We start from the raw sequence: 26,612 nt of genomic DNA, 5'->3' as shown, positions 1-26,612 counted from the left end.
GCCGCAGAGAACCTCACGAAGGACATTTGCCACAGCAAGGGAGCCGTAGGATGGCCGAATTCGTACCCGGCCTCGAGGGCGTCGTCGCCTTCGAGACGGAGATCGCCGAACCCGACAAGGACGGCGGCTCGCTCCGGTACCGCGGCGTCGACATCGAGGACCTGGTCGGGCACGTCACCTACGGGAACGTGTGGGGCCTGCTCGTCGACGGTAAGTTCAACCCGGGTCTGCCCCCGGCCGAACCCTTCCCGCTCGCCATCCACTCCGGCGACATCCGGGTCGACGTGCAGTCGGCGCTGGCCACCCTCGCGCCGATCTGGGGCCTCAAGCCGCTGCTCGACATCAGCGACGAGGAGGCCAGGGACAATCTGGCCCGCGCCGCCGTCATGGCGCTCAGCTTCGTCGCCCAGTCGGCCCGCGGAATAGACCACCCGATGGTCCCGCAGAAGGAGATCGACAAGGCCGAGTCCATCGTCGAGCGCTTCATGATCCGCTGGCGCGGCGAGCCGGACCCCAAGCACGTCCAGGCCGTGGACGCGTACTGGACCTCCGCCGCCGAGCACGGCATGAACGCCTCGACCTTCACCGCCCGGGTGATCGCCTCCACCGGCGCGGACGTGGCCGCCGCCCTGTCCGGCGCGGTCGGCGCGATGTCCGGCCCGCTGCACGGCGGAGCGCCCTCCCGCGTGCTGCACATGATCGAGGACATCGAGCGCACCGGCGACGCCAAGAAGTACGTCACCGAGACCCTGGACCGCGGCGACCGGCTGATGGGCTTCGGCCACCGCGTCTACCGCGCCGAGGACCCGCGTGCCCGCGTGCTGCGCCGCACCGCCAGGGAGCTCAACGCCCCGCGCTACGAAGTGGCCAAGGCGCTCGAGGACGCCGCGCTCGAGGAGCTGCGCGCCCGCCGCCCCGACCGGGTGCTGGAGACCAACGTCGAGTTCTGGGCGGCCATCGTGCTGGACTTCGCCGAGGTCCCGTCGAACATGTTCACCTCGATGTTCACCTGCGCCCGGACCGCCGGCTGGGCCGCGCACGTCCTGGAGCAGAAGCGCACCGGCCGGCTGGTGCGTCCGTCCGCGCGCTACATCGGCCCGGGCACCCGCAAGATCCAGGACGTCGACGGCTTCGACTCGATGATCACGCACTGACGATTCCGCGATACGAGACACCCCGCATTCCCCCGCCCGGGGGGCTGTGGGGTGTCGTGTATTTCGGGTAACCTCTGCGTCACGTTCTCGGACGACGACGCCCGGACCGGGATTTTCTCCCGTCGGCGCGGCCGTGCCGGCGGTTCCTTCACGAACGCCGGAGGCACGCACCGTGTCGGACATCCCCGAAATCAAGATCCCCGCTGAGCTTCTCCCCTCGGACGGCCGCTTCGGCTGCGGCCCGTCGAAGGTCCGCCCCGAGGCCGTCGCGGCGCTGGCCGCCCAGGGCTCCCAGCTGCTCGGCACCTCGCACCGGCAGGCGCCGGTGAAGAACCTGGTCAAGCGGGTGCGCGAGGGCGTCTCCCAGCTCTTCTCGCTGCCCGAGGGCTACCAGGTGGTGCTCGGCAACGGCGGGTCCACCGCGTTCTGGGACATCGCCGCGTTCGGCCTGATCCGGGAGAAGTCGCAGCACCTGCACTTCGGCGAGTTCTCGAGCAAGTTCGCCGCCGCCGCCAAGGCCGCCCCGTGGCTGGCCGAGCCGCAGGTGATCAAGGCCGAGCCGGGCAGCCACCCGCTGCCGCGGGCCGCCGCGGATGTGGACGCCTACGCGCTGACCCACAACGAGACCTCCACCGGCGTCGCCATGCCGATCGCGCGCCCGGCCGGTGCGAACGAGGACGCGCTGGTGCTGGTGGACGCGACGTCCGGCGCCGGCGGCCTGCCGGTGGACGCGCGCGAGACGGACGTGTACTACTTCGCCCCGCAGAAGGTCTTCGCCTCCGACGGCGGACTGTGGATCGCGGTGTTCTCGCCGCGGGCGCTGGAGCGGGTCGGCGAGATCTCCGGTTCCGGCCGGTACGTGCCGACCTTCTTCGACCTGCCGACCGCGATCGACAACTCGGCCAAGAACCAGACGTACAACACCCCGGCGGTGGCCACGCTGTTCCTGATGGCCGATCAGCTCGATTGGCTCAACGGCAACGGCGGCCTGGACTGGGCCGTCGCCCGTACGGCCGATTCGTCCTCCCGGCTGTACTCCTGGGCCGAGAAGACCGGCTACACCACCCCGTTCGTCGCGGACCCGGCGCAGCGCTCGCAGGTTGTCGGCACGATCGACCTGGATGACGGCATCGACGCGACGGCGGTCTCCAAGATCCTGCGCGCCAACGGCATCGTGGACACCGACGCCTACCGCAAGCTGGGCCGCAACCAGCTGCGCATCGCGATGTTCCCGGCCGTCGAGCCGGACGACGTCGAGACGCTCACCGCGTGCATCGACTACATCGTGGAGCGCGTCAAGGCTTAGGTCGACAAGGAGAATTGAGATCGACTCTCATCTTCTCGTAACCCCGCACTGAGGTTGGCTTACAACTGATCGCATAGCTTCGCGCCATGCTGCGCAAGCCCAAGCTGAGTTCCCTGCTGTCCACCGCTTCGGGGATGGCACTGGTCGTCGGCACGGGCCTGATCGTGGTGGTGGCGATCGCGATGGCGCTGTTCGGCCCGAGCCGGAGCTCCGAGGCGGCGGCCTCGGTCAGGGTCGACGGCGCCTCGCCGAGCGCTTCGGCGACGGCGAGTGCGAATGCCGGGACGAAAATGGCCGGGGCTGACACGACGTCAGTCCCGGCCTCGTCATTCCCGAGCGCGTCGGCCGACGGCCGGTGACGATCTCGGCGACGCGGACTGCGGATCTAGTGGACGCCCTTGAGCAGGGTCCCGATCAGCACGAGGGCGAACAGGGCCAGCAGAGTCGCGGTGACGATTCGGGTACGGATGCGCGGGTCCACCTCAACAGCATAGGCGCGACCCGCGGTGTGTTGATCGGGCCCGGCGCGTCTAGCGCTCAGCGGCCGGTCAGCGGCCAGCGGCCGCGACTGAGGTAGATGTTCGCGCGGCCCGCCGTCGTGGGCGCGACGGACTCGAACAGCTCCATCTCCTTGACCAGCCAGCGCGGCGTGCGGAAGGCGGCCATCCGCTCGACGTAGGGCTGCAGGTCGGTGTGCGCCTGTGGGTCCTCGCCGCGCACGCCGGCCAGGGTGACGTGCGGGCGGTAGGGCCGGTCGTCCACCTTCAGCCGGCAGCGGCGGGCGGACGCGGCCACGGTCTCCGACAGCCTGCCGAGCCGGTCCCGGTCGCCCTGGATCCCGGCCCAGAGCACGCGCGAGTCGAAGTGGCCGCCGCCCGCGACGGACAGCTCCATCGGCGTGGCCCGGGAGGCCGCCCTGGCCAGCCGGTCGGTGAGTTCGGGCAGCGTCTCCCTCGGAACCTCGCCGAGGAAGGCCAGCGTGATGTGCCAGCTCTCGGGGTGGCGCCAGCGCAGATTCCCGTCCGTGTGCGGCAGCGTGGTGAGCGCCGCGCGCAGTTCGAGCAGAACGGGCCGCGGCGGTACCACCGCGACGAAAAGGCGCATCGAGCACCTCCCGAGGGAGCCGATTGATGAGTATCAACTCATCAATCATGCAGGGCGGGCGACCACTGCGATGTGCGGCCGGGCCAGCAGGCTGGTCCGGATCTGCCTATCGGTGGTCCTCGCCAGCCAGTATGCCGCTCCCAGCGCGGCCGCGGTGGTGAGCGCGCCGCACAGCGACTGGGTCCAGCGCACGCCGATCTGGCCGGCCAGCCAGCCGACGATCGGCGAGCCGAGCGGAGTGCCGCCCATGAACACGAGCACGTACACGCCGGTCACCCGGCCGCGCAGCTCGGGCGCGACGGTCGTCTGCATGACCGCATTGGCGGTGGTGGCGGTGGTCAGGCCGCAGACTCCGGTGACCGCCAGCAACGCGGAGTAGGTCAGGATGTCCGGCATCACGGCCGCGGCCGCCTCGCCGAGGCCGAACAGGAAGGCGCCGAACAGCACCACGCGGACCCTGGCCACCCTCCGCCGGGCCGCGAGCAGCGCGCCGAGCAGCGAGCCGACCGCCATGATCGCGGAGATCACGCCGTACGCCGAGGCGCCGGAGTGGAAGACCTGGGTAGTGAACAGCGGCAGCAGTACCGGGAAGTTCAGACCGAAGGTGCCGAACACGGCGACGGCGATCATCACGGCGAGCAGGTCGGGACGGGTGCGCACGTAGCGGAAGGCCTCACGCTGGCCGCCGCGTCCGCGCCGGGCCCGGCGCTCGGAGTGCAGATCACGCTTGCGGATCATCGCCAGGCCGGTCACGACGGCGGCGTAGGAGACCGCGTTGATCAGGAAGACCCAGCCGCTGCCGGTGATCTCCGAGGCGAACAGGCCGATCATCAGGCCGGCGACGGCGGGGCCGACCACACGGCCCAGGTTGAAGTTGGCCGCGTTGAGCGAGACGGCGTTCTGCAGGTCCTCCGGGCCGACCATCTCGACCACGAAGCTCTGCCTGGCCGGGGTGTCGGCGGCGGTCACGGTGCCGAGCAGCAGCGCGAAGGCGTAGATCTGCCACTCGGTGATGTGCCCGGTGACGGTCAGCACACCGAGGATCGCGGCGAGCACGCCCATCATGCTCTGCGTGAGCATCAGCATGGTGCGCTTCGGGAAGCGGTCGGCCAGCACCCCGCCCCAGACGGAGAAGAGCAGGATGGGCAGGAACTGCAGGGCGGTGACGATGCCGAGGGCGGTGCCGCTGTGGGTGATCGTGAGCACCAGCCAGTCCTGGGCGATGCGCTGCATCCAGGTGCCGGTGTTGGAGACGACCTGGCCGGCGGCGAACAGCCGGTAGTTGCGCACCCGCAGCGAGCGGAACAGGCCGCCGGACTCGGCGGGCGGGGCCGGCGACGGGGTGGGCTCGGCCGGAGACGAAGCGAGCTCGGCGGGCTCGGTGTGTATGGATTCAGAGGGTTCGGTCAGGACGGATTCGCTCACAGGCGGCCCCCTCAGGCGTTGCAGTCATGATGTAGATCACACAATGATGAAGGATACATCATTAGCAGCGCTAAGGGGAAACCCTCTATTCCCGAGTACGGGTATTACCGCACGCCGAGCCACTGCTCGATCGGGCTGAGCGCGAAATAGGCGACGAACAGCAGTGCGACGAGCACCATGAGCCAGTGCACCTCGCGCAGCCGCCCGAGCACCAGCCGGATGGCCACGAAGGCGATCACCGCGGCGCCGATGCCGTCGGTGATCGAGTAGGTGAACGGCATCAGCGCGATCGCCAGATAGCCCGGGATCGCGATGGACCAGTCGTCCCACGGGATCTGCTGGATCTGAGTGATCATCAGGAAGCCGACGACGACCAGCGCGGGGGCGGCGGCCTGCTGCGGCACGATCCCGGTCAGCGGCGTCACGAAGGCCGTGAGCAGCAGCAACCCGCCCGTGACGACGCTGGCCAGCCCGGTCCGCGCGCCCTCGCCGACGCCCGCCGCCGACTCGACGAACGTCGTGTTCGAGGAGCAGGAGCCCGCGCCGCCCGCCGCCGCGGCCAGGCCGTCGATGAACAGCACGCGGTTGATCCCCGGCACCTCGCCCTCGGCGGTCAGCAGCCCGGCCTCGCCCGTGACGCCGACGATCGTGCCCATGGCGTCGAAGAAGTCGGACAGGATCAGCGTGAAGATGAACACGACCGCCGTCACGACCCCCGCGTGCACGAAGCCGCCGAACAGCGAGAACCGACCGAGCAGGTGGAAGTCGGGGGAGGCGAAAAGGTGGTGCGGCACCTTGGGCTGGATCAGGCCCCAGTCGGCCCGCGTGAGGTGCGCGGCGCGGTTCACGATCACCGCGACGACGGTGCAGCCGACGATCGAGATCAGGATCGCGCCCGGCACCCTGCGCACCAGCAGCAGGAAGGTGCCGAGCAGGCCGAGGCAGAAGATCAGCACCGGCCAGCCGTCCAGTTCGCCGTTCGCGCCGAGCTGCACCGGCACGGCGGTCTGCGCGGCGTCCGGGACCCGGGTGACGAAACCCGCGTCGACCAGACCGATCAGCGCGATGAACAGGCCGATGCCGACGCCGATGGCCCGCTTCAGCGGCATCGGGATCGCATCCATGATCATCTTGCGCAGGCCGGTGACCACCAGCAGGCAGATGCCGATGCCCTCGAGCACGACCAGGCCCATCGCGTCCGGCCAGGACATCGTCGGCGCGATCGTGTAGGCGACGACGCCGTTGAGCCCGAGCCCGGCGGCGACGGCCAACGGCAGATTCCCGCCGAGGCCCATCAGGATCGTCATCACGCCGGCGACGACGGCCGTGGCAACGGTCAGTTGCGCGGTGCCGAGCGTGTGGCCGTACAGGTCCTTGCCGGAGCCGAGGATCAGTGGATTGAGGACGACGATGTACGCCAGCGCGAAGAACGTCGCGACGCCGCCGCGCACCTCGCGGAGCACGCTCGAGCCGCGTTCGTGCAGCCCGAAGACGGAATCGAGGGCGCTGGCCATGGCGGCTCCAGGGATTAGTCTTGGCGACGTGGCCATTCCCGCTGAGTCCGACAAGCCGATCGAGCAGCCGCCGAACGGGGGTACCCGCGAGCTGAAGCCGATGGAGCCGATGGAGGTGGATCTCGCCCGCATCGTGCTGCTCGGCACGGTGCTCTACGCGGTCGCCGCGGTGATCCTGCTGCCGATGCAGAGCTCGTTGACGCACGACGGGCACGGCCGCTGGCCGTGGGTCGCGGTCAGCGGCGTCGGGCTCGGACTGCTCGGGTACTGGTACCTCAAGCGGCGGGACCGGGCGATCGCGCGGGACGCGGCGAAGCGGGCTGACGCCCCCTCAGACGCCCCCGCGACGGACTGACCCGCCCCTACGGCGACTGACCCGGTTCAGGGCGCACGGCCCGGCTGGCACGGCCTCAGGAGTGGCCGAGCTCGGCCGATTCCATCGCGAACTCGTCCAGCACCGGCTCCGGCATTTCCCGCGGCTCCGGCACGGCGACGGCCTCCGAGTGCCCGCCGCAGCCGAAGCCGAGCGCGACGACCTGGCCGTCGGCCGCGGAGAACTCGTTGGCGCACACGCCGAGCGCCTGCCGGAACGCGCCGGCCAGCGGGGCCAGGAATCCGCAGGTGGAGCAGCGCGCCGGGGCGGCCTGGGCCATGTCTGACTCGGGCCCGCGCAGCCGCGACCAGCGCTCCGCGGCGATCTCGCGCCCCTCGCGGGAGAGCACCCGGGGACGGCCGAGCCCGAGCTCGAAGCTGACCAGCGGCAGCGAGTCGCGCTGCTCCCAGCCCTCGTCCTGCTGCGGCTCCTGCATCTCCGGCTCGTCGGCGCCGGTGTAGCCGGGCTCGAGCCGCACGTCGTCCGGGGCGGTGGGCAGCAGGTCGCCGACGCCGATGTCGCCGGGCTGCAGCCGCTCGCTCCACGGCAGCCAGCGCGGCGGCATGATCGCGCCGTCGCCGGGCACCAGCACCGTCTCGTCCACCGTGACGAGCTTCGAGCGGGAGGCCCGGGTGACGGTGACGGCCCAGCGCCAGCCGACGTAGCCGCGCTCGTTGGCGGCGAACAGGTGGGTGGCGACGCGCTCACCGTCCGGCTGTACGCCCAGGTGCCGGCCGACATTGCCGATGCCCGCCACGTCCTCGGCCGCCGCCAGGGCGAGCTCGACCGCCTCGGCGCAGGCCGAGTCGAGCGCGGCGGGACGGCTGGTGCGGGGCTTCGTGGCGGTTGTCACGTTGTCGATGGTAGTCGTTCCGGACCTCGCCAGCGCCAACCGTCCATGGATCATCGTGGTGACAAGCGACCTTTGCGGGGTGGAGACTTGAGCAGGATTCTGTGGAGGGGGAAGGTAGAGGCATGGGCGGAGCGGACGACGCCACGCGAGCCGTGGATCCTCAGGAGGCGGCCCGTGGTGGGCCACCGCTGGAGGAGACCCTGCTCGGCGACCCTGCCGACCTGCACGAGACCGAGGTCGTCGGCGCGGCCAAGGCTGCGCCCAAGGCCGAATCGAAGGCCGCCGGCCGGGCGCCCGCGTGGATGCAGCAGACGGCCGGTGCGGTGAAGCACGGCGCCGACCGCGGCGCCGACGTGGCCGACGCCGTGTACGGCCGGATCCAGAAGATCACCCGCGCCGAGGGCGCCGGGGAATCCGGCCTTTCGCACGTGATCGAGCTCAACGCCGTCGTGGCCACGGGCGACCTGCTGGTCACCGTCGCGCTGGCGTCCTCGCTGTTCTTCAGCCTGCAGCCGGACGAGGCGCGTTCCAAGGTCGCCCTCTATCTGGTGATCACGATGGTGCCGTTCGTCCTGCTCGCACCGGTGATCGGCCCGCTGCTCGACCGGCTGCGCGGCGGCCGGCGGTTCGCGATGGCGATCACCGCGCTGATCCGCGCGCTGCTCGCGCTGGTGCTCGCGAAGACGATCGCGAGCGGCAGCCTGGCCGTGTACCCGGCGGCGTTCGGCATCCTGGCCGCGTCCCGGGCGTACGGCGTCAGTCGCTCGGCGGTCATCCCACGCGTGTTGCCGCAGGGGACCAGCCTGGTGCGCGCGAACTCGCGCATCAACCTGTTCACCCTGTTCGCGACACTGGCCGCGACGCCGATCGGCTACGGCCTCGGCAAGATCAGCAACGCGTTCCCGCTGCTGCTGGCCGCGGTGGTCTTCTTCGCGGGCACGGCGCTCGCGCTGCGGCTGCCCAAGCACGTGGACTCGGACGAGGGCGAGCTCAAGGCGCAGCTGAGCCGCGAGGACCGCGGTCTCGACCCGCACGAGGCGAAGATCGCGCGGGCCATGCCGGACAACCGGCTGCGCGCCGTCGGTCTCAGCGTCGTGATGGCGCTGAAGGCCACCGGGGCGCTGCGCGCGTTCGCCGGATACATGGCCCTGTACTTCGCCTTCATGCTGCGCACCAACTCGATCGGCGGGCTGAAGAACCTGACCGCGATCGGCCTGGTGGCCGGTGCGCTCGCGGTCGGCGGCGGCCTCGGCTCGCTCGTCGGCGGCTGGCTCAAGGCGCGGGCACCGGAGGGCATCGTCGCGGGCTGCATCGCGCTGAGCGCGATCATCTCGGTGATGACGGCGTTCTACTACAACCTGCCGATGGTGCTGCTCTGCTGCGGCCTGGCCGGACTGCTGCCCTCGCTGGCGAAGCTCTCCCTGGACGCGATGATCCAGCGCGACACGCTCGAGGCCGTGCGCACGTCCGCGTTCGCCAAGTCCGAGACGCTGATGCAGCTGTGCTGGGTGCTCGGCGCGGGCCTCGGCCTGGTGATGCCGAGCAGCCACCCGGTGCTCGCGCTGAGCACGTGCGCGCTGTGGCTGTCGCTGGTCACACTGCTCACCGGCAAGTCGCTGTCGGACTATCGGGCGATGCAGAACGCGGCGCCGACCGAGCCCGCGGGCTGAGCAGTGACCGCACGCGGTGTAGCGTCGGAAACGTGCATCGAATTACCGTCCGGATCCTCATCGTCGGCGGCCGTGTAGCGTCGGGAACATGAACAGGATCCTCATCGTCGCCGCGGTCGAGGCCGAGGCGGACGCCGTGCGACAGGGCCTGCCCGCCGACCGACCGCACGGGGTGACCGTGCTCGTGGGCGGCGTCGGCTCGGCGCAGGCGGCCGCCGCGACCTCGCGGGCACTCGCGCTCGATCCCGGCTACGAGGCCGTGCTGAGCATGGGAATCGGCGGCGCGTTCCCCGGCAAGGCCGAGCTCGGCGAACTGCTGCTGGCCCGCCGCGTGGTCGCCGCGGACCTCGGCGCGGACAGCCCGGCCGGGTTCCTGAGCGTCGATGAACTCGGATTCGGCACCTCGACCCTGGACGCCGGACGCGTGCCCGGCATCGACGCGGTCGTCGGCATCATCCTGACGGTGAACACCGCCACCGGCACCGATGAGCGCGCGGCCGAGCTGATGGCGCGTCATCCGCAGGCCGTGGGCGAGGCGATGGAGGGCTACGGAGTGGCCGCCGCGGCGGCGCTCGCGGACCTGCCGTTCGCCGAGGTGCGGGCCGTCTCGAACGTCGTCGGCAAGCGGGACCGGGCCGCCTGGCAGCTCGGCCTGGCCTTCAAGGCGCTCACCGCCGCCGCCCTGCCCATCGCGGAAGGACTCGAAGCGTGCTAGGACCGGTGCGGTCGCGCACACTCGCCGAAGGAATCGAAGCGTGCCGGCTGTGACACTAACCCTGGCCCACTCCCCCTGCCCGAACGACACCTTCCTGTTCCACGCCTGGACGCACGGCCTGATCCCCGGCGCTCCCGAGGTCGAGCTGACGTACGCGGACATCGATCTGACGAACGGTTGGCTGGCCGGGCCCGAGGGCCGCGACGTGATGAAGATCTCGGCGGCGGCGCTGCCGGAAGCCGAGGCGAACGGCTACGAACTGCTGCCCTGCGGCGGCGCGATGGGACGCGGCTGCGGTCCGCTGGTACTCGCCGCGCCAGGCCACGACGGCTCGCTCGCGGGCCGGACCGTGGCCGTACCCAGCCTCAAGTCCACGGCCTTCCTGCTGTTCCGGCAGTGGATCGCCGAACGCGGCGAGCAACCAGAGATCGTCGTGCTGCCGTTCCGCGACATCATGCCCGCCGTGCGCGACGGCCGGGTGGGCGCTGGCCTCGTCATCCACGAGGCCCGCTTCACCTTCCACAAGTTCGGGCTCGAATGTCTCACGGACCTCGGCGACTGGTGGGAGAAGACCACCGGCGCGCCGATCCCGCTCGGCGTCATCGTCGCCCGCACCTCGCTCGGCCGCGAGACGATCGCGCGGGTCACGACGGCGCTGCGCGCCTCCGTCGAGCACGCCTTCGAGCACCCCGACGACGGGCGCGAGTACGTGCTCTCGCTCGCCGAGGAGATGGACCCGGACGTCGCGCAGAGCCACATCGACCTCTACTGCAACGAGTTCTCCCGAGACCTCGGCGCGGACGGGCGCAAGGCACTCGAGCGACTCTTCGCTTAGTTCGCCAGGGCGTTCGAAGAGACTCGAGTGTCAGGGCCCGCTCACACGTCCAGTTGATCCGCCACGGCGCGTAGCAGCCTGGCCACCTTTTGTCCTTGCTCACGATCCGGGTATTTGCCCCGGCGTAGCGTGTTGGAGACATGGTCGAGCACTTTCATCACGTCCTCGACGATCACCACGAGCTCCTCGGCCGGCTTGCGCTGCGCCACCGCCACCGAGGGCTTGGCGTCGAGCACCTGCACGTTGAGAGCGCTCTCGCCGCGACGGCCGTCCGCTATGCCGAACTCCACGCGCTGACCGGGCTTGAGCGCGGTCACCCCGGGTGGCAGGGCGGAGGAGTGGACGTGGACGTCCCCGCCGTCCTCCCGGGCGATGAAACCGAAGCCCTTTTCGGCGTTGTACCACTTCACCTTGCCGGTCGGCACGGGACTACCTCATCCGTTTCGTCGTTGCTCGCGGGCAACGCGCCTGACGCGCGTTCACCCTGACGAGTTAAGGCTAGCTGCCCGCGAGCTCGTGGTCACGCGGCTTTGTCACGCGCGGCACGAGGACGCGGACTCCCGGTGACACGACTGGGCCGTTCGGAGCACCCGCGCGCTCCGCGACGGCTTCGGCCGCCCCGCGGCCGGGCCGTCAGGATCGCCGGATGACGCCGCGCCCCAGCCGCCAGGCCAGGAACACCGCGCCGAGCAGCGCGATCATCCGGGGCAGCGGGCCGAAGAAGGAGTCCACGCCGTTGAGCAGGTCGGTGGGCTTGGCCGTCGTGCCGCCCGGCTTGCCGTGCGTGTTGAGCCAGAACCCGAGCGTGAACAGCAGGAAGCTGACGACCGGGACGCCGATCAGGAGCGTCCACTTCTCCGCCGGGCTGTAGAAGCGCGAGGCGAACGCGACGAGCACGGCGACCAGCAGCACGATCCAGTTGCCCATGATCGCGCCGACCAGCAGCAGCACGATGGCCAGCGTCTCCACCGGGTGCACCTTCGGCCCCCCGTCCCAGAAGGTGCGGATCCGCTCGGCGAGCACCACCTCGCCCGCGCCCCCGGCGGACCCGGCCGACGCCGGGACGCCCTCCGGCTGGGCCTGGCCGGGAACGGCGCCGCCGAGCGCGCCGACGGTCTCCGGCCGGTACTCGAAGGCGGAGGCGAAGGGGTCGGGGTCGAGGCAGATCTCCGGACCGGACCCGGGCAGGCCGACCGGATGCACCGGCCCGTGCACCTGTCCGTCCGGGGCGAGCTGCTTGATCACGTCCGCGTCCATGTTCGCCGCGGCCGGGCTGTTCGACGAGGCCCGGATCAGCCGCGCCTCGAGGGCCTTCTGCGATTCCGGATCGCGCTGCACCTCCGCGTCCACGATGGTCACCGGATCGCCCAGCGAGGCCAGGATCCGGTCCAGCGCCCGGATGTCCATGCCCTGCGTCGTGCGCTCCTGCTCGATCGTCGCCCGCAGCGTGTCCAGCAGCCGGTGCCGCGCCGCCGGGGACAGTTGCGGGGCCGCGGTGTCCGCGACCTTGCTCAGAAATGCCGAGAGCATATGCTCCGGGTCGCGGTCAGGCCGCGCCGTGAGCCGTCCGTACTCGCCGAACTCGTATCCGCTGCGCACTGTCGCCGCCCCTCATCTGATCGCCGAGTCCTGTTATATATGCCCGGCGCGGCGCGCGGTGATCCGGCGCAAGTGTGAAGAGGGGAGCGCGCCCGGCGCGCGAGCCGTCCAGCGCGCGCACATGCACGCCACGACTTGGCGGGCGGTTGCCGACCGTCTACGGCCCCCGTCCCTGGTCCGTCACCCTTCGCACGGCAGGTACGCGGTGGTATGGGAGGGTGGCCTCATGGCGAACGGATTGCTGGAAGTCATCGCCCTGGACGCGCGGGACGCGCGGGCCGCGGTGGACGGCGGGGCCGACCGGATCGAGCTGGTCAGCGGGATGGAGTTCGCCGGGTTCTGCCCGGCGCTGGAGACGGTCGAGCAGGTGCGCGCGGCGGTGGACGTGCCGCTGCGGGTGATGCTGCGGCTGCGGGATGACTTCTCGATCGGCGGGGCGCAGGGGGCGGCGGAGATCGCCGCGGCGGGGCGCCGGCTGCGCGAGGCGGGAGCGGACCAGTTCGTGCTCGGCTGGCTGGACGCCCGCGGCGCGGTGGACCTGGCCGCGCTGGAGAAGGTGCGCGAGGTCTGGGACGGGCTGCCGTTCACCTTCCACAAGGCGATGGACCACGCCGCGGACCGGGACGCGGCGTACGCGGCGGTCCGTCCGCTGCCCGGCATCGACACGGTGCTCACCTCGGGCGGGCCCTTCCCGGCCGGGCAGGGCGTCGAGGTGCTCAGGGTGGAGGCGGCGCGCGAGGCGGCGCTCGGCGGGCAGGGTCTGGCGATCCTGGTCGGCGGCGGCCTGAAGTTGGCGGACGTGCCGACCCTCAAGGCGGCGGGTCTGCGCGACTTCCACGTCGGCTCGGCGGTGCGCGGCGGCTCCGACTGGTCCGGGAACGTGGACGAGGAGCTTGTGGCGCAGTGGCGGGACGTGATCGACGGCTGATACGTCGACCCCGTCCCGCGTACCGGCACCCTCGCCCGTGCGCGACGGACCCTGCCTAGACCGCCAGTTCCGCGGGCAGCGGACGGGCGTGCAGCACGGTGAGCCGGGTGACGGCTCGGGTCAGCACGACGTAGAGCCGCCGCAGTCCGAGCAGCGCGTCGTGCTCGGCCTCCGCGATCGCGCCCGGCTCCACGACGATGACCTGGTCGTACTCGAGACCCTTGGCGAGCGTCGCGGGGACGAGGACGAGCCGGTTGACCTCCGCCTCATCGGATGCGTCCTCTGATTTCCCAGCTGATACCCCGGCCGATGCCCCGGCTGTTTCCTCCGCCGATTCCCCAGCCGACTCCCCTTCAGAATCCTCCGCGTCGAGCCGGGTGGCCGCGATGCCCGCCTTCGCCAGCAGCTTGCCGATCCGGTCCAGGTCGGCATCGGCCGCGATCAGGCCGATCGAGCCCTCGTCGTCCAGCGCGTCGCGAACGGTTTCGGCCAGTCGGCGCGCGAGTTCCGCGTCGTCGGCCACGGCGCGCACTTCGAGTCCGCCGCCCTGCTGCCGGACCGAGGTCGGCGGCGCGAGTTCGGGGGCGATCGAGGGCAGCAGCCGGGCCGCGTACTCGATGACCTGCCGTGGCACGCGGAAGCCCTGGGTCAGTTCCTCGATGTGCGCATCGGTCTTGCCCAGATGCTCCAGCGCGACGGTCCACGAGCCGGTGGCCCACGGCGTCGTCGCCTGCGCGATGTCTCCGAGCACTGTCACGGATCCGGTCGTGCAGCGGCGGGCGACGGCGCGCAGCTGCATCGCGGAGAGGTCCTGCGCCTCGTCCACCACGACGTGCGCCAGCGAGGCGGTGCGTTCCAGCAGGTCGGCGAGTTCGTCGAGGAGTACGACGTCGGCCGCCGTCCAGCGTGCGGCACCGGCCGAGCGCGGGGGCTTGGGCCACAGCAGCATCTGCTGTTCTTCGGGGGTCAGCAGGCCGTCAGTGGCCGACGCCAGCCGCTCCGGCGAGCCGAACAGCGCGTGCAGCAGCTTGGCCGGGTCTACCGCGGGCCACGCCTGATCCACCGCCTTGCGCACCGGCTGGCTGCGGGCGACGGCGTTCTGCACCCGGTCGTCCGGCGACTCCCCCGCCTGCTCCATGCGTGTCAGCACACTGTGCGCGATCCGCTGGCCGAGCATCGTGCGCCCGGCGCCGTAGCGCACGTCTCTACCGCGCAGCGCCTCGATGTGCTCGGCCAGTTCGTACGCGGGGACCCGCCAGCGCCGCGAGCCGCGGACCACGAGCAGCGCCTCGGCGGGTTCCTCGATGTGCGACCAGACCGCTCTGGCCAGCACCTCGGCCATCCGCGCGTCACCCTTGAGCCGGGCTGCCGCTCCGTCCTCGACGGCCCGGACCGGTGCCCGGTCGACGAGTTCCGCGACGGTGGCCTGGGCGACGTCGATCTCGCCGAGCGCGGGCAGCACCTGCTCGATGTACTTGAGGAACTGCCGGTTCGGCCCGACGATCAGGGCGCCGCCGCGCTTGATCCGTTCCCGGTGCGCGTAGAGCAGGAAGGCCACGCGGTGCAGGCCCACGGCCGTCTTCCCGGTGCCCGGCGCCCCCTGCACGCAGATGCTGGTGGACAGGTCGGCGCGCACGATCTCGTCCTGCTCCGGCTGGATCGTGGCGACGATGTCGCGCATCGGGCCGGTGCGCGGCCGCTCGATCTCCTGGCGGAGGATGTCCGAACCGCCGGCCGGTTCGATCGCCGCGTCACCGCCGAAGGGCTCGTCCTCGATCGCGGTGAGCACGCCGCCGGAGAAGCCGAAGCGCCGGCGCAGCGCGAGCCCCATCGGCTGCTTCCCGCTGGCCCGGTAGAAGGCGAGCGAGACCGGCGCGCGCCAGTCCACCACCATCGGGTCGCCGTGCCCGTCGTGCACGTGGCGGCGGCCGACGTAGTAGTGCTCGCCGTGGAATTCGGATTCCGCCTCGGCGGCGTAGTCGAGACGGCCGAAGAAGAGCGGTACACCCGGCCGGTCCACGAGCGCGGCCGCGCGCGCCTGCAGCGCGAGGTTCAGCACCTCGGTGGACCAGCCCGTGCCGCCCTGCGCCTTCATCGACAGGGTGTCCTCGCGCATGGCGCGCAGCGCGGTGCGGGACGCGTCGAGGTGCTCCCGCTCGGCCACGACCTGCGGATCGACGTCCGTGAGTGCCCCGTTTTCGGGCATGGCAAAGCCTCCGTAGATACACGAGTTCGCTGATCAGATTGTGTATTCCGGAGGCAGAGGTCCGGCGTCTCCCGACAGTCCGTACATGCACGATGCGGCGGGGTGTGCCGCGTGAAATGGAGACGAGCACCTTACCAGGGTTCTTGACAGAATGTCGATTCACCGCCACGCTGCTCACCACGCGCCCGGTGTCTCCGCCGGACGCGCGCGGTTGTACAGGCGGGGGTCAGGACTTCCGGAGCGGCGGTGCGGCGCCGTGTGAGGGAGTTGCGGCCCGGCCGCGCGTGTCCGGCGGTACCGAGAAGGAATCAGGATGTGCACGGCATCGGGTGCCCGCCTGTCCGTCGCCGGCGGACGGGTGCCTCCGCCTGTCGACGATGAGGTCCTCGATGACGCGAACCCGATCATCGCTCACCCTTGCTCTCACCTGCGCTTTGGCCCTGGCCACCGGCACCTCCGCCGCGCACGCCGCCTCCACTGACTCCTCCGCCTCCGCTGCCGCTGCCGGCGGTCCGGGCGCGGCGTCCTACTACGACCTGGCCCGCAAGGACTGCCTGGGCACGGCCGAGAACACGACGTCAAAGGTCTGGTACACGGTCGCGGACGGCGTGCTGTCCGACGTCTACGAGCCGACCGTGGACAACACCAACGTCAGCACTCTGCAATACGCGGTCACCGACGGCTCGACCTTCACCGACCTGCAGACCCGCGACATGACCTACACGGTCGCGGCCGATCCCAGCGGCATGGCCTGCACGGTGGTCTCGAAGGATCAGGCACACGGCTACGCGCTGACCACCACCTACGTCACCGATCCGCGACGTGACACGGTCCTGATGCACACGACGCTGTCCTCGCTGTCGGGCACGCACACGAACCTGGCCAGGCTGCACGTGTACGCGCGCCTCGACGCGCACGCGAACGGCGACGGCGGTGGCGGCGATGCGAACGCGGGCGGCAACACCGGCGTGATCGACTCTTCGGGCGTCCCGGTCGTCTACAGCACCCTGACGTCGACCGAGGCCGTGAACCGGGACTACGCGGTGCCGACGTACATGGCGCTGACCTCGACGTCCGCCGGCACGGCAAGCGTGGGCTACGCGGGCACGGCGAGCGATGGACTCGACCAGCTCGACTCCACCCACACGCTGACTCAGTACTCTGAGGCCGACGACGGGCACATCGTCGCGACGGAAGCCGTCGACCACGGCACCGATTTCACGCTCGCCCTCGGATTCGGCCGCACTCAGGCACAGGCCGTGGCGGGCGCGAAGGCCTCGCTGCACGTGCCGTTCGTGGCCACGCAGCAGCAGTACGAGGCGACCTGGCACGCGTATGACGGCAGCTTGAAGCCGCCGCCCGCACAGTACGCGCGGACCTACTACCTCGACGCCAACGTGCTCAAGGCGAGCGAGGACAAGACCTATTCGGGCGCGATCGTCGCCTCGCTGGCCTCGCCCTGGGGCCAGGCCGTGAACGCCGGAACGTACGTCGGCGGCAAGGCCGTCTACTTCGGCTCGTACCGCGAGGTCTTCGGCCGCGACCTGTACGAGGCGTTCACCGGCCTGCTCGCGGACGGCGACGTCTCGACGGCCAGAGCGGCGACGCAGTTCCTGCTCGACAAGCAGCAGCTGTCCACCGGCGAGATTCCCCGGAACTCGCTCGTCAACGGCAAGGCCGCGCCCGACACCGGCGGCGACCAGTTGGACGAGACCGCGTACCCGATCCTGATGGCGTACGAGGCCGGCCTCGGCGGCGACTCGGCGCTGTGGACGGACCACATCAGGCCTGCCGCCGATTGGCTGGTCTCGCACGGCCCGTCGTTCGGCGTGGAGCGCTGGGAGGAGCAGTCCGGGTATTCGCCCTCGACGATCGCGGCCGAGATCGCCGGGCTGACGGCCGCGTCGGCCATCGCGCGCATGCACGGCGACGGCGCCGCTGCGAACCTGTACCAGGCCACTGCCGACGACTTCCAGCGCAACATCAAGAACTGGACCGTCACCACGACCGGCTCGCAGAGCCCTGAGCCGTACTTCGTCCGGCTGTCCAAGACCGGCGACCCGAACGCGGCGATCAGCTACTCGCTCTCGAACGGCGCCCCGAGCGTGGACCAGCGCGGCGTGATCGACGGCGGCTTCCAGGAGCTCGTCCGGCTCGGCGAGCTGTCGCCGACGGACACCACCTTCCAGAACTCGCTTTCCGTGCTGGACAAGACGATCTCGGTCAGCACGCCCTCCGGCTCCGGCTACTACCGCTATGGCGACGGCGCGAGCCTCGGCAGCGCGGACGGCTACGGCGACTGTTCGACGGTGAACAGCCAGACCTCGTGCACGGTGAACGGCCAGCCGTGGCCGACCACGGACACCGGGACCGGGCACCTCTGGCCCGTCCTGTCCGGCGAGCGCGCCGAATCCGCGATCGCCGGGGACGACCCGTCGACCGCGAAATCCTTGCTGGCCTTCATGATCGGGTCGGCCTCCGGCGAAGGCCTGGTGCCCGAGCAGGTGTGGGAGGACCCGAATCTCGCCGCGTCGCCGTACGGCTCGGACCCGACGTCCGCGAGCATCGGCTTCGTCGACGGCCAGGCCGCCGGTTCCGCTTCGCCGCTCACCTGGGCGCAGTCGCAGGAACTCCGGCTGATCGTGGACCTCGGCGCCGGACGGACCGTGGACACGCCGCGGATCACGACGGACCGCTACGTCGCCCACCCGGCCCCCGGCGCCGCGACCGTCACGCTCACCTCGCCGACGTCCGGCAGCACGATCGAGGGCGGCACGACCACCGTGAGCGGCACGACGACCCCCGGCGCGGCCGTCTCCGTCGAGGCCCAGGACACGGACACGGCGGCCGCCGCGACGACCGTGAGCACCACGGCGGATGCGAGCGGCGCCTTCTCCGCGACGGTCTCGATCGGCTTCGGCACCAACGTGATCAGCGCCGCCGCCACGTCGGGGACGTCCACCGGCTTCGCGCAGACGCAGGTGGTCGGTGACGTGGTCGGCGGAACGACCGTCCTCGACGTGACGCACACCGGCACGCACGACGGGCCCGGCACGTACCAGTACCCGACGGCGTCGGACTTCGTCGCGGGTTCCTTCGACATCAACCGCTTCCAGGTGATCACCGCGAACAGCGAGGTCTACCTGCGCCTCACACTGGCCAAGCTGACGCCGACCTTCGGCGCCACGATGGGTGCGCAGCTGCTGGACTACTACGTGCACGACCCGGCGGCGACGAGCACCTCGACCGCTGCCGCGTACGCCAGCCGGAACTACGCCATCGCCCCGGCCGACGCGTGGAGCCAACTGATCGAGGTGCAGGGCTTCGCCTCGCCCGTCTGGAAGAACCCCGGCGGGGCTCCCGTCGGCACCCCGACGGCCGTCGTCGCCTCCACCCTGACGAACACGATCACCGTCGCCCTGCCCGAATCCGAGTTCGGCACGCCGACATCCGGCTGGACCTTCACCATCGCGCTCACCGGCCAGGACGGCTTCAGTTCTGACCAGGCGCGCGCCTTCACGTCCACCGCGGGCGCGTACAGCTTCGGCGTGTGCGCCGGCGGCGATTCCGCCGCGATCTGCTCGCTGAACGCGGACACCGTGCCCAAGGTCATGGACACGGTCACCCCGCCCGGCGTCTCCCAGGAAATTGAGCTCAACCCAACCGTCGGTCCGGTCGTCTTGGAGGGTGTGACCGTGCCCTGAGGCCCACGGAACTCAGGGTTTGAACGCGTTCGAGAACTTCGCTAGAGTCACGCGCCGAGCGGGTTTTCGAACGCGTTCAACCCTTCCCGAAGGAGAGCGGGAAGGGTACGGCCGCGGGCACGCGGCACTGTCGGTGGACCTCGCTACGGTTCACTTCGGTGCCGGATCCGCCCACGGCACCGGCAAGAGGCTGCGACCCGGTCGCGGATCGACGACGAGGAGGGGAGTCGGTCCGCACCGGAGAGCTGCCGGCGACGTACGGTGGAGCGGATGCGGGAAGCGATCCGGGCCGGGACGCCCAAGAGCGAGCAGACCAGGACTCTGATCCTGGAGACGGCGCTCGGGCTGTTCCGCGAGCACGGCTACGACGGGACCACGATGCGGGCGATCGCCCAGCGCGCCGGGGTCTCCGTCGGCAACGCCTACTACTACTTCGCCTCCAAGGAACACCTCGTCCAGGGCTTCTACGACCGGCTGGCCGCGGAGCACCGCGCGGCGGCGGTCGAGGCGCTGCACGGGGTGACGGACCTCGGCGAGCGGATCCGGATCGTGCTCAGCACCTGGCTGGACGTCGCCGAGCCGTACCACGCGTTCGCCGCCGCGTTCTTCAAGAACGCCGCGGATCCCTCCAGTCCGCTCAGCCCGTTCTCCGCCGAGTCCAAGCCGGCCAGGGACATGGTGATCGACCTGCACCGGCTGGTGCTCGACGGCTCGAGTCTGCGCCACGACGCGGAGATCGGGCGCCTCGTGCCCGAACTGCTCTGGCTGCACCATCTGGGGATCGTGCTCTACTGGGCGCACGACAAGACGCCGCACGCCGAACGCACCAGGCGGCTCGCGGTACGCACGGCGGGCACCGTCGCGCGGGTGGTGCGGCTCAGCAAGTACAAGATGGTTCGGCCGCTGGTGCGCGAGGCGGACGGGCTGCTGCGCGAATTCCTGATCAGCGAGCCAGAGGTCGGCGAACCGGAAACCGGGCAGGACCTCAGCGAACCGGATCGGGACTCGCCGCGGCCGCTTCCTGGGCGGGACTAGCCGCGCCCTCCTCGTCCGGCTCGCGGCCCGGCGTCATGAGGTTGAACCGCTTGATCGCGAACGTGAACAGCGCGTAGTAGACCGCTGCGAAGCCGAGGCCGATCGGGATGATCAGCAGCGGCCTGGTCGCGATGTCGAAGTTGAAGACGTAGTCGAACAGCCCCGCCGAGAACGAGAATCCGTCGTGGATGCCCAGCGCGTTGCACAGGGCCATCGAGACGCCGGTGAGCAGGGCGTGGATGCCGAAGAGGGCCGGCGCGACGAACAGGAACGCGAACTCGATCGGCTCGGTCACCCCGGTCAGGAACGAGCAGAGCGCGGCCGAGAGCATGATGCCGCCGATCGCCTTGCGCTTCTCCGGCCGGGCGCAGCGGGTGATCGCGAGCGCGGCGGCGGGCAGCGCGAACATCATGATCGGGAAGAAGCCGGTCATGAACATCCCGGAGTTCGGGTCCCCGTGGAAGAAGCAGGCCTGGTCCCCGTTGTAGGTGACGCCGTTCTCGGTGCACGTCCCGCCGACCGCGGAGGTCCACACGAGGTTGTTCGGGATGTGGTGCAGGCCGAAGGGCAGCAGCAGCCGGTCCACGACCCCGTACACGCCCGCGCCGAGACTCGCGTGCGCCGCCGCCTGCTTGCCCAGCCACGTGATGACCGCGCCCGGCCACTGCCAGATCAGGCCCATCACGACACCGAGCAGCGTGGCGGCGAACGCGGTGACGATCGGCACGAACCGTCGCCCGCCGAAGAACGCCAGATACGTCGGCAGCTTGATGCGGTGGAACCGCTGGTACAGCAGGGCCGCCAGGATCCCGACCAGGATGCCCCCGAGCACGTAGGTCGGGTTCTTGTTGATCGTGTCCGTGGTGTTGAGCGTCGTCCTGCCGCCGACGGTCGTGGTGCCGTACCACGCGGTCGCCCACTGCTGGCTCCGGGTGATCGGCATCGCGAAGACCGCCGCCGTCACCTCGTTGTAGACCAGGTAGCCGACGGCCGCGGCCAGCGCCACCGTGCCGTCCGCCTTCTTCGCGAACCCGACCGCGACGCCGATCGCGAACAGCAGCGGCAGGAAGTTGTAGATGCCGTTGCCCGCGGCCGCGCACACCTGCTGGACGTAGACCAGCCAGTGCCAGCCGGTCAGACTCGCCAGATAAAGCCCGTGCTCCCCTACCGCCTTCGCTCCGGTGCCGCGCTCGCCGAGGATGTCGTCGGAGCCGAGCCGCAGCAGCACGCCCGCCGCGGGCATCACCGCGATGGGCAGCATCACGGAACGGCCGATCCGCTGCAACACGGCCAGGATCCGGCTCGCCGGGCCCATCGTCCGTGCGCGCGGCGGGAGGCCGTCCGCGGTGGAAGCTGTCATCTAGGCGCCTCGATGGGGTTGACGGCGGCCGCCCGCGGGTTGACGATCGGCTGCGCCGGGCGCTCCAGGGGCACCCACAGCTGGTACCGGTCGGCCCGGTAGGCGGAGTACGCATACTCTACGAGCACGTCGTCGCAGTAGCTACGCCGCGTCATCTGCAGTACGACACCGGTGGCCGGGATCTCCAGCAGCGCCGCCTCGTCAGTGTCCGGATTGCCCGCCTCGATCACCTGCTCACCCCAGGTCAGCGGGAGACCGTAGTGCTCGGCGAGCAAGCGGTAGAGCGACTTCGGCGAGCCGAGCGCGAGTATCCCGGGGACCCGGTGCTCCGGAAGGTAGCAGCGCTCGACGGCCATCGGGATTGAATCCGCGTAACGCAGCCGTACCAGCCGGATCACGCCGTCGCCCGGCTGCAGCTCCAACTGCCGGGCCAGCGCCGGCGTGGCCTCGATCCGCTCGAAGGCCAGGGTGCGCGAGGCCGGGACCATGCCGCGCCGGTTCATGTCCTCGGTGAATGAGGCGAGCCGGATCTGCAGGTCCATCTTGGGCTGGGCGACGAAGGTGCCGCGCCCGCGCACCCGGTACAGCTTGCCGTCCGCGACCAGCTGGTTCACCGCCTGGCGGACCGTCATCCGGGAAAGGCCGTAGCTCTCGCCGAGCTCGCGCTCCGACTGGATCGGGGCGTCCGGCTCCAGCTCGGTGGCGATCAGCTCCAGCAGGATTTCCCGCAGCTGCTGGTGCTTGGGCACCGGGCTACGCGGATTGATCTCCATCTGCCCTCACTTGCTGTGAACTGGGTCACGCCCTACTGTTATGGACCGGACTAGACCACCTGTGGTCGACTGTTGTCAAGACGGTCTGCTGCGGTTAAATCCAAGCGCAACTGCACAGGCCGGGACAAGCCGACCGCCGGAGTGGCGGGAAGCGGTCCGGCCGGAGACCGTTAGGAAGGCAGCCATGGACAAGGCGCAGGCGATCCTCGCCGCCCTCGGCGGGGCGGACAACATCATGGAGATCGAGCCCTGCATCACCCGGCTGCGCACCGTGGTGCACGACGCGGCCAAGGTCAACGAGGCCGCCCTGAAGGCGGCCGGCGTGCACGGGGTGATGCGCACCGGCTCGGTCGTGCAGGTGGTGGTCGGCCCCGACGCGGACACCGTCTGCATGGACATCGAGGATCTGCTCTGAACACCCTGAACGCCCGCGAAGAGGCCCGTCCGGTGCGCATCGAGCCGCTGTCGGTGGTCGCCCCGGTCACCGGCCGCGCCATCGCCCTGGCCGAGGTGCCGGACGCCGTCTTCGCGCAGCACATGGTCGGCCCCGGCGCCGCGATCGACCCGGTACGGGCGCCCGGCCTCGTGGTCAGCCCCGTCTCCGGCATCCTCGTCAAACTCAAGCCGCACGCCTTCGTGGTCACCACAGAGGACGGCCGCGGGGTGCTGGTGCACCTGGGGATCGACACGGTGAACCTGGACGGCGGCGGCTTCGTGCTGTTGGCTGAGGAGGGCGGCGTGGTCCCGGCCGGCGCGCCGGTGATCCGCTGGAATCCGGCCGCGGTGGAGGCCGCGGGCCTGAGCCCGGTGTGCCCGGTGATCGCGCTGGACGCCGACCGCGCGGCCGCCGCGGCGCTGGCGGGCTCGGTGGCGCTCGGCGCCGTGTGTGCTGGTGACCGGCTGTTCACCTGGGCCTGATACTGGTGGGGTCGCGGAAGCGCGAGAATAGGCGCCGCACGAGGACCCGACCGAGGAGAAGACTTAGCATGCAGCGCACCGTGACCGTAGCCTCCCGGGTGGGGCTGCACGCTCGACCCGCCGCAGTTTTCGTCAAGGCCGCCAGCGCCGCGACGCTGCCCGTCACCATCGCCAAGGAGGGCAAGGAGCCGGTCAGCGCCCGCTCCATCCTGGCCGTGCTAGGGCTGGACGTGCGCGGCGGCGAGGACGTGGTGCTCGAGGCCGAGGGCGACGGAGCCGAGGACGTGCTCGAGCGGCTGGCCGAGCTGCTGACGGAGGACCTGGAAGGGTGAGCTGAGGCTTGAACACGGCGCGGAGCGCGGCGGGGGACGGCGACGGGGCCGTTCGCACGCTGCACGGAGTTGGTGTCGGGGGCGCGAGTGTGGCCGGCCCGGTCGCGTTGATGGGCGTGCCCGAGCCGCCGCCGGAGCCCGATTCGCCGCCTTCCGGGCCGCCCGCCGAGGAGACCGAGCGGGCGCTCGGCGCCCTGCGCCTGGTGGCCGCCGAGCTCGGCCGCCGTGCCGAGCTGGCCGGCGGCGAGACCGCCGAGGTCCTCGAGGCCCAGGTCATGATGGCCGAGGATCCCTCGCTGGCCGAGGCGGTGACCGACCGCACCGCGGCGGGCGTGTCCGCCGGCCGGGCCGTGTTCGAGGCCTTCGGCCTGTTCCGGGCGACGCTGGCCGAGGCCGGGGAGTACCTGGCCGCGCGTGTCGCGGATCTCGACGACCTCGCCGCACGCGCCGTCGCCGCGGCCGCCGGGCGTCCGATGCCCGGAGTTCCGGTGCGCGACGAGCCCTTCGTACTGGTGGCGCGGGATCTGGCGCCGGCCGACACCGCGCTGCTCGACCTGCAGAAGGTGCTGGCGCTGGTCACCGAGCAGGGCGGCCCGACCAGCCACACCGCGATCCTGGCGCGTGCCCGCGGCATTCCGGCCGTGGTGGGCGTGGCCGGGGTGCTGGACCTGACCGAGGACGAGTTGCTGCTGGTGGACGCGGCGGACGGCGCGGTCTACGTGGCGCCGACCGAGGAGTTCGTCGAGCGCGCCCGGGAACGCGAGGCGGCGCGGCGGGAGGCGGCGGCCCGCGCGGCGGCCGACACCGCCCCGATCCGCACCCCGGACGGCCGCGAAGTGAAACTCCTGGCGAACATCGGGGGCGCGGGCGACGTGGCCGACGCGCTCGCCGCCGGGGCCGAGGGCGTCGGCCTGTTCCGCACCGAGGTGCTCTATCTCGGCGCGCTCGAGCCGCCGTCCTACGAGGATCAGCTGACGGCGTATCGGGCGGTGTTCGAGGGCTTCGACGGCCGGACCGTGATCGCGCGCACGCTGGACGTGGGCGCCGACAAGCCGCTGCCCTTCCTGCCGCTCGGCGAGGAGCCGAACCCGTCCCTCGGCGTGCGCGGCATCCGGGCCTTCCGCGAGACGGTGCACGAGCGGCTGCTCGACACGCAGCTCACCGCGCTGGCCGTCGCGGCCGAGGGGACCGGCGTCGACCTGTGGGTGATGGCGCCGATGATCGCGGACGCCGCGGAGGCGCGCTGGTTCGCGGCCAAGGCGCGCGCGGCCGGCATCGCCAAGGTGGGCGTGATGATCGAGGTGCCCGCGGCCGCGCTCTGCGCCCGCGAGGTGCTCGCCGAGGTGGACTTCGCGTCCATCGGCACGAACGACCTGACTCAGTACACGATGGCCGCGGACCGTCTGGTGGGCGCGCTCGGCGGCCTGCAGGACTCCGGGCATCCGGCCGTGCTCAAGCTGATCGCGATGACCGCGTACGCGGGCGCCGAACTCGGCAAGCCGGTCGGCGTGTGCGGCGAGGCGGCCGGCGACCCGCGGCTGGCGGCCGAGCTGATCCGGCTCGGCGTCACCTCGCTCTCGATGGCCCCGGCGGCGCTCAGCGAGGTCCGCGCCGCGCTGCGGCGGACCTGAGGCGGCGGACATGAGAACGAGCCCCACCCCGCCGAGGCGGGGTGGGGCTCGCTGCGTACTCGGCTTCTAAGAACTCTTAGAAGTCCATGTCCCCGCCGGGCATGCCGCCGGCCGGGGCGGCCGAGGCCTTCTCCGGCTTGTCGGCGATGACCGCCTCGGTGGTCAGGAACAGCGCCGCGATGGACGCGGCGTTCTGCAGCGCGGAGCGGGTCACCTTGGCCGGGTCCGGGATGCCCGCGGCCAGCATGTCCACGTACTCGCCGGTGGCGGCGTTGAGGCCGAAACCGGGCTCCAGGTTGCGGACCTTCTCCACCACGACGCCGCCCTCGAGGCCGGCGTTGATGGCGATCTGCTTCAGCGGGGCCTCGACGGCCAGGCGCACGATGTTCGCACCGGTCGCCTCGTCGCCCGCCAGGTCGAGCTTCTCGAAGGCCTTGGTCGCCGCCTGCAGCAGGGCCACGCCGCCACCGGCGACGATGCCCTCCTCGACGGCCGCCTTCGCGTTGCGCACGGCGTCCTCGATGCGGTGCTTGCGCTCCTTGAGCTCCACCTCGGTGGCCGCGCCGGCCTTGATGACGGCCACGCCGCCGGCCAGCTTCGCCAGGCGCTCCTGCAGCTTCTCCCGGTCGTAGTCCGAGTCCGACTTCTCGATCTCGGCACGGATCTGGGCCTTGCGGCCCTCGATCGCGTCCGCGTCGCCGGCGCCGTCCACGATGGTCGTCTCGTCCTTGGTGACGACGACCTTGCGGGCGCGGCCGAGCAGGTCGAGGCCGGTCGACTCGAGCTTGAGGCCGACCTCCTCGGTGATGACCTGGCCGCCGGCCAGGATCGCGATGTCGCCCAGCATGGCCTTGCGGCGGTCGCCGAAGCCCGGGGCCTTGACGGCGACGGACTTGAAGGTGCCGCGGATCTTGTTGACCACCAGCGTGGCCAGCGCCTCGCCCTCGACGTCCTCGGCGATGATCAGCAGCGGCTTGCCCGACTGCATGACCTTCTCCAGGATCGGCAGCAGGTCCTTGACGTTGCCGATCTTCTGGTTGGCGATCAGGATGTACGGGTCCTCGAGGACCGCCTCCTGCCGCTCCATGTCGGTGGCGAAGTAGAAGTTGATGTAGCCCTTGTCGAAGCGCATGCCCTCGGTGAGCTCGAGCTCGAGGCCGAAGGTGTTGGACTCCTC

At 71.1% G+C, this 26,612-nt stretch carries 24 protein-coding genes; 14 read left to right on the top strand and 10 right to left on the bottom strand.

Annotation, left to right across the window (positions count from 1 at the left end; genetic code table 11):
- Positions 1 to 50: 50 nt before the first annotated feature.
- The 3 genes from VG296_RS27725 (at position 51) to VG296_RS27715 (ending at position 2,819) form a co-directional block, all read left to right on the top strand.
- The gene (locus tag VG296_RS27725) at positions 51 to 1,154 is read left to right on the top strand and encodes a citrate synthase 2 (RefSeq protein ID WP_325570815.1); all 1,104 of its coding nucleotides are present in this window, start codon (positions 51 to 53) and stop codon (positions 1,152 to 1,154) included.
- Positions 1,155 to 1,335: 181 nt separating this feature from the next.
- A complete protein-coding gene (gene serC, locus VG296_RS27720) occupies positions 1,336 to 2,460 on the top strand; it encodes a phosphoserine transaminase (protein WP_349259718.1) in 1,125 nt (374 codons plus the stop codon).
- Between the two features lie 86 nt (positions 2,461 to 2,546).
- A complete protein-coding gene (locus VG296_RS27715; RefSeq protein ID WP_325570811.1) occupies positions 2,547 to 2,819 on the top strand; it encodes a hypothetical protein in 273 nt (90 codons plus the stop codon).
- A gap of 178 nt (positions 2,820 to 2,997) precedes the next feature.
- On the opposite strand, the gene thpR is transcribed toward VG296_RS27715, so the two are convergent.
- From thpR to VG296_RS27700, 3 genes are all read right to left on the bottom strand, one after another.
- The gene (gene thpR, locus VG296_RS27710) at positions 2,998 to 3,564 is read right to left on the bottom strand and encodes an RNA 2',3'-cyclic phosphodiesterase (protein ID WP_325570809.1); all 567 of its coding nucleotides are present in this window, start codon (positions 3,562 to 3,564) and stop codon (positions 2,998 to 3,000) included.
- A 45-nt stretch (positions 3,565 to 3,609) separates the two neighbouring features.
- The gene (locus VG296_RS27705; RefSeq protein ID WP_325570807.1) at positions 3,610 to 4,989 is read right to left on the bottom strand and encodes an MFS transporter; all 1,380 of its coding nucleotides are present in this window, start codon (positions 4,987 to 4,989) and stop codon (positions 3,610 to 3,612) included.
- A gap of 104 nt (positions 4,990 to 5,093) precedes the next feature.
- Positions 5,094 to 6,503: an NCS2 family permease gene (locus VG296_RS27700; protein ID WP_325570805.1), complete on the bottom strand. Its 1,410-nt coding sequence runs from the start codon at positions 6,501 to 6,503 to the stop codon at positions 5,094 to 5,096.
- A gap of 28 nt (positions 6,504 to 6,531) precedes the next feature.
- Here VG296_RS27700 and VG296_RS27695 point away from each other — a divergent pair, with 28 nt between their 5' ends.
- The gene (locus VG296_RS27695) at positions 6,532 to 6,858 is read left to right on the top strand and encodes a DUF2530 domain-containing protein (protein WP_325570803.1); all 327 of its coding nucleotides are present in this window, start codon (positions 6,532 to 6,534) and stop codon (positions 6,856 to 6,858) included.
- Positions 6,859 to 6,913: 55 nt separating this feature from the next.
- Here VG296_RS27695 and VG296_RS27690 read toward each other — a convergent pair whose 3' ends face one another.
- Entirely contained in the window at positions 6,914 to 7,729 is an 816-nt protein-coding gene (locus tag VG296_RS27690) for a DUF3027 domain-containing protein (RefSeq protein WP_325570801.1), read from the bottom strand.
- A 122-nt stretch (positions 7,730 to 7,851) separates the two neighbouring features.
- Between VG296_RS27690 and VG296_RS27685 the strand changes: the two genes are divergently transcribed.
- The 3 genes from VG296_RS27685 to VG296_RS27675 all read left to right on the top strand — a co-directional run bounded on the left by VG296_RS27685 (position 7,852) and on the right by VG296_RS27675 (position 10,949).
- Positions 7,852 to 9,399, top strand: coding sequence for an MFS transporter (locus VG296_RS27685; RefSeq protein ID WP_325570799.1), 1,548 nt, complete (start codon positions 7,852 to 7,854; stop codon positions 9,397 to 9,399).
- An 88-nt stretch (positions 9,400 to 9,487) separates the two neighbouring features.
- On the top strand, positions 9,488 to 10,114 hold the full coding sequence (locus tag VG296_RS27680) for a futalosine hydrolase (RefSeq protein WP_325570797.1): 627 nt from the start codon (positions 9,488 to 9,490) through the stop codon (positions 10,112 to 10,114).
- Between the two features lie 49 nt (positions 10,115 to 10,163).
- Entirely contained in the window at positions 10,164 to 10,949 is a 786-nt protein-coding gene (locus VG296_RS27675; protein ID WP_349259717.1) for a 1,4-dihydroxy-6-naphthoate synthase, read from the top strand.
- Positions 10,950 to 10,990: 41 nt separating this feature from the next.
- Here VG296_RS27675 and VG296_RS33040 read toward each other — a convergent pair whose 3' ends face one another.
- Positions 10,991 to 11,374 carry a cold-shock protein gene (locus VG296_RS33040; protein ID WP_349259716.1) on the bottom strand — a complete coding sequence of 128 codons (384 nt, stop codon included), beginning with the start codon at positions 11,372 to 11,374 and terminating at the stop codon, positions 10,991 to 10,993.
- A gap of 208 nt (positions 11,375 to 11,582) precedes the next feature.
- The gene (locus VG296_RS27665; RefSeq protein ID WP_325570793.1) at positions 11,583 to 12,479 is read right to left on the bottom strand and encodes a hypothetical protein; all 897 of its coding nucleotides are present in this window, start codon (positions 12,477 to 12,479) and stop codon (positions 11,583 to 11,585) included.
- 295 nt (positions 12,480 to 12,774) lie between these two features.
- On the opposite strand from VG296_RS27665, the gene VG296_RS27660 reads away from it, so the two are divergent.
- Positions 12,775 to 13,476 (top strand): copper homeostasis protein CutC, encoded by a 702-nt coding sequence (locus VG296_RS27660; RefSeq protein WP_325570791.1) that lies wholly within the window; start codon positions 12,775 to 12,777, stop codon positions 13,474 to 13,476.
- 55 nt (positions 13,477 to 13,531) lie between these two features.
- Here the strand turns inward: VG296_RS27660 and VG296_RS27655 are convergent, their stop codons facing one another.
- A complete protein-coding gene (locus VG296_RS27655; protein ID WP_325570789.1) occupies positions 13,532 to 15,682 on the bottom strand; it encodes a HelD family protein in 2,151 nt (716 codons plus the stop codon).
- 389 nt (positions 15,683 to 16,071) lie between these two features.
- On the opposite strand from VG296_RS27655, the gene VG296_RS27650 reads away from it, so the two are divergent.
- A complete protein-coding gene (locus VG296_RS27650) occupies positions 16,072 to 19,386 on the top strand; it encodes a glucodextranase DOMON-like domain-containing protein (protein WP_325570787.1) in 3,315 nt (1,104 codons plus the stop codon).
- A gap of 270 nt (positions 19,387 to 19,656) precedes the next feature.
- Positions 19,657 to 20,421 (top strand): TetR/AcrR family transcriptional regulator, encoded by a 765-nt coding sequence (locus tag VG296_RS27645; RefSeq protein ID WP_325570785.1) that lies wholly within the window; start codon positions 19,657 to 19,659, stop codon positions 20,419 to 20,421.
- Here the strand turns inward: VG296_RS27645 and VG296_RS27640 are convergent.
- Complete coding sequence (locus VG296_RS27640; RefSeq protein WP_325570783.1) at positions 20,372 to 21,781, bottom strand: PTS transporter subunit EIIC; 1,410 nt, start codon at positions 21,779 to 21,781, stop codon at positions 20,372 to 20,374. The two genes, VG296_RS27645 and VG296_RS27640, sit on opposite strands and share 50 nt — an antisense overlap.
- Positions 21,778 to 22,554, bottom strand: a complete 777-nt coding sequence (locus VG296_RS27635; RefSeq protein ID WP_325570781.1) for a GntR family transcriptional regulator — start codon at positions 22,552 to 22,554, stop codon at positions 21,778 to 21,780. The genes VG296_RS27640 and VG296_RS27635 overlap by 4 nt, the downstream gene beginning before the upstream one ends.
- A 184-nt stretch (positions 22,555 to 22,738) precedes the next feature.
- Here VG296_RS27635 and VG296_RS27630 point away from each other — a divergent pair, with 184 nt between their 5' ends.
- The 4 genes from VG296_RS27630 to ptsP all read left to right on the top strand — a co-directional run bounded on the left by VG296_RS27630 (position 22,739) and on the right by ptsP (position 25,435).
- Positions 22,739 to 22,969, top strand: coding sequence for a PTS glucose/sucrose transporter subunit IIB (locus VG296_RS27630; RefSeq protein ID WP_325570779.1), 231 nt, complete (start codon positions 22,739 to 22,741; stop codon positions 22,967 to 22,969).
- Between the two features lie 32 nt (positions 22,970 to 23,001).
- Positions 23,002 to 23,472, top strand: coding sequence for a PTS glucose transporter subunit IIA (locus VG296_RS27625; protein ID WP_325570777.1), 471 nt, complete (start codon positions 23,002 to 23,004; stop codon positions 23,470 to 23,472).
- Between the two features lie 68 nt (positions 23,473 to 23,540).
- Positions 23,541 to 23,804, top strand: a complete 264-nt coding sequence (locus VG296_RS27620; protein ID WP_325570775.1) for an HPr family phosphocarrier protein — start codon at positions 23,541 to 23,543, stop codon at positions 23,802 to 23,804.
- Between the two features lie 8 nt (positions 23,805 to 23,812).
- Complete coding sequence (ptsP, locus tag VG296_RS27615) at positions 23,813 to 25,435, top strand: phosphoenolpyruvate--protein phosphotransferase (protein ID WP_325570773.1); 1,623 nt, start codon at positions 23,813 to 23,815, stop codon at positions 25,433 to 25,435.
- A gap of 76 nt (positions 25,436 to 25,511) precedes the next feature.
- Here the strand turns inward: ptsP and groEL are convergent.
- Positions 25,512 to 26,612 (bottom strand): chaperonin GroEL (gene groEL / locus VG296_RS27610; protein WP_325570771.1); only part of this gene is annotated, 1,101 nt, incomplete at its 5' end.

It is taken from the genome of Actinospica sp., from assembly GCF_035552695.1.
Lineage (GTDB): Bacteria > Actinomycetota > Actinomycetes > Streptomycetales > Catenulisporaceae > Actinospica.
The sequence above is the reverse complement of the archived record's forward strand: the minus strand, read 5'-3'. Positions and strand labels throughout refer to the sequence as shown.

Bases quoted from the DNA above. Each gene is read 5' to 3' on its own strand.
- VG296_RS27725 (WP_325570815.1), top strand. From the start codon at position 51: ATGGCCGAATTCGTACCCGGCCTCGAGGGCGTCGTCGCCTTCGAGACG.
- VG296_RS27650 (WP_325570787.1), top strand. From the start codon at position 16,072: ATGACGCGAACCCGATCATCGCTCACCCTTGCTCTCACCTGCGCTTTG.
- VG296_RS27715 (WP_325570811.1), top strand. From the start codon at position 2,547: ATGCTGCGCAAGCCCAAGCTGAGTTCCCTGCTGTCCACCGCTTCGGGG.
- VG296_RS27630 (WP_325570779.1), top strand. From the start codon at position 22,739: ATGGACAAGGCGCAGGCGATCCTCGCCGCCCTCGGCGGGGCGGACAAC.
- VG296_RS27655 (WP_325570789.1), bottom strand. From the start codon at position 15,682: ATGCCCGAAAACGGGGCACTCACGGACGTCGATCCGCAGGTCGTGGCC.
- VG296_RS27685 (WP_325570799.1), top strand. From the start codon at position 7,852: ATGGGCGGAGCGGACGACGCCACGCGAGCCGTGGATCCTCAGGAGGCG.
- VG296_RS27635 (WP_325570781.1), bottom strand. From the start codon at position 22,554: ATGGAGATCAATCCGCGTAGCCCGGTGCCCAAGCACCAGCAGCTGCGG.
- thpR (WP_325570809.1), bottom strand. From the start codon at position 3,564: ATGCGCCTTTTCGTCGCGGTGGTACCGCCGCGGCCCGTTCTGCTCGAA.
- VG296_RS27620 (WP_325570775.1), top strand. From the start codon at position 23,541: ATGCAGCGCACCGTGACCGTAGCCTCCCGGGTGGGGCTGCACGCTCGA.
- VG296_RS27640 (WP_325570783.1), bottom strand. From the start codon at position 21,781: ATGACAGCTTCCACCGCGGACGGCCTCCCGCCGCGCGCACGGACGATG.
- VG296_RS27645 (WP_325570785.1), top strand. From the start codon at position 19,657: ATGCGGGAAGCGATCCGGGCCGGGACGCCCAAGAGCGAGCAGACCAGG.
- VG296_RS27665 (WP_325570793.1), bottom strand. From the start codon at position 12,479: ATGCTCTCGGCATTTCTGAGCAAGGTCGCGGACACCGCGGCCCCGCAA.
- VG296_RS27700 (WP_325570805.1), bottom strand. From the start codon at position 6,503: ATGGCCAGCGCCCTCGATTCCGTCTTCGGGCTGCACGAACGCGGCTCG.
- VG296_RS27680 (WP_325570797.1), top strand. From the start codon at position 9,488: ATGAACAGGATCCTCATCGTCGCCGCGGTCGAGGCCGAGGCGGACGCC.
- VG296_RS27660 (WP_325570791.1), top strand. From the start codon at position 12,775: ATGGCGAACGGATTGCTGGAAGTCATCGCCCTGGACGCGCGGGACGCG.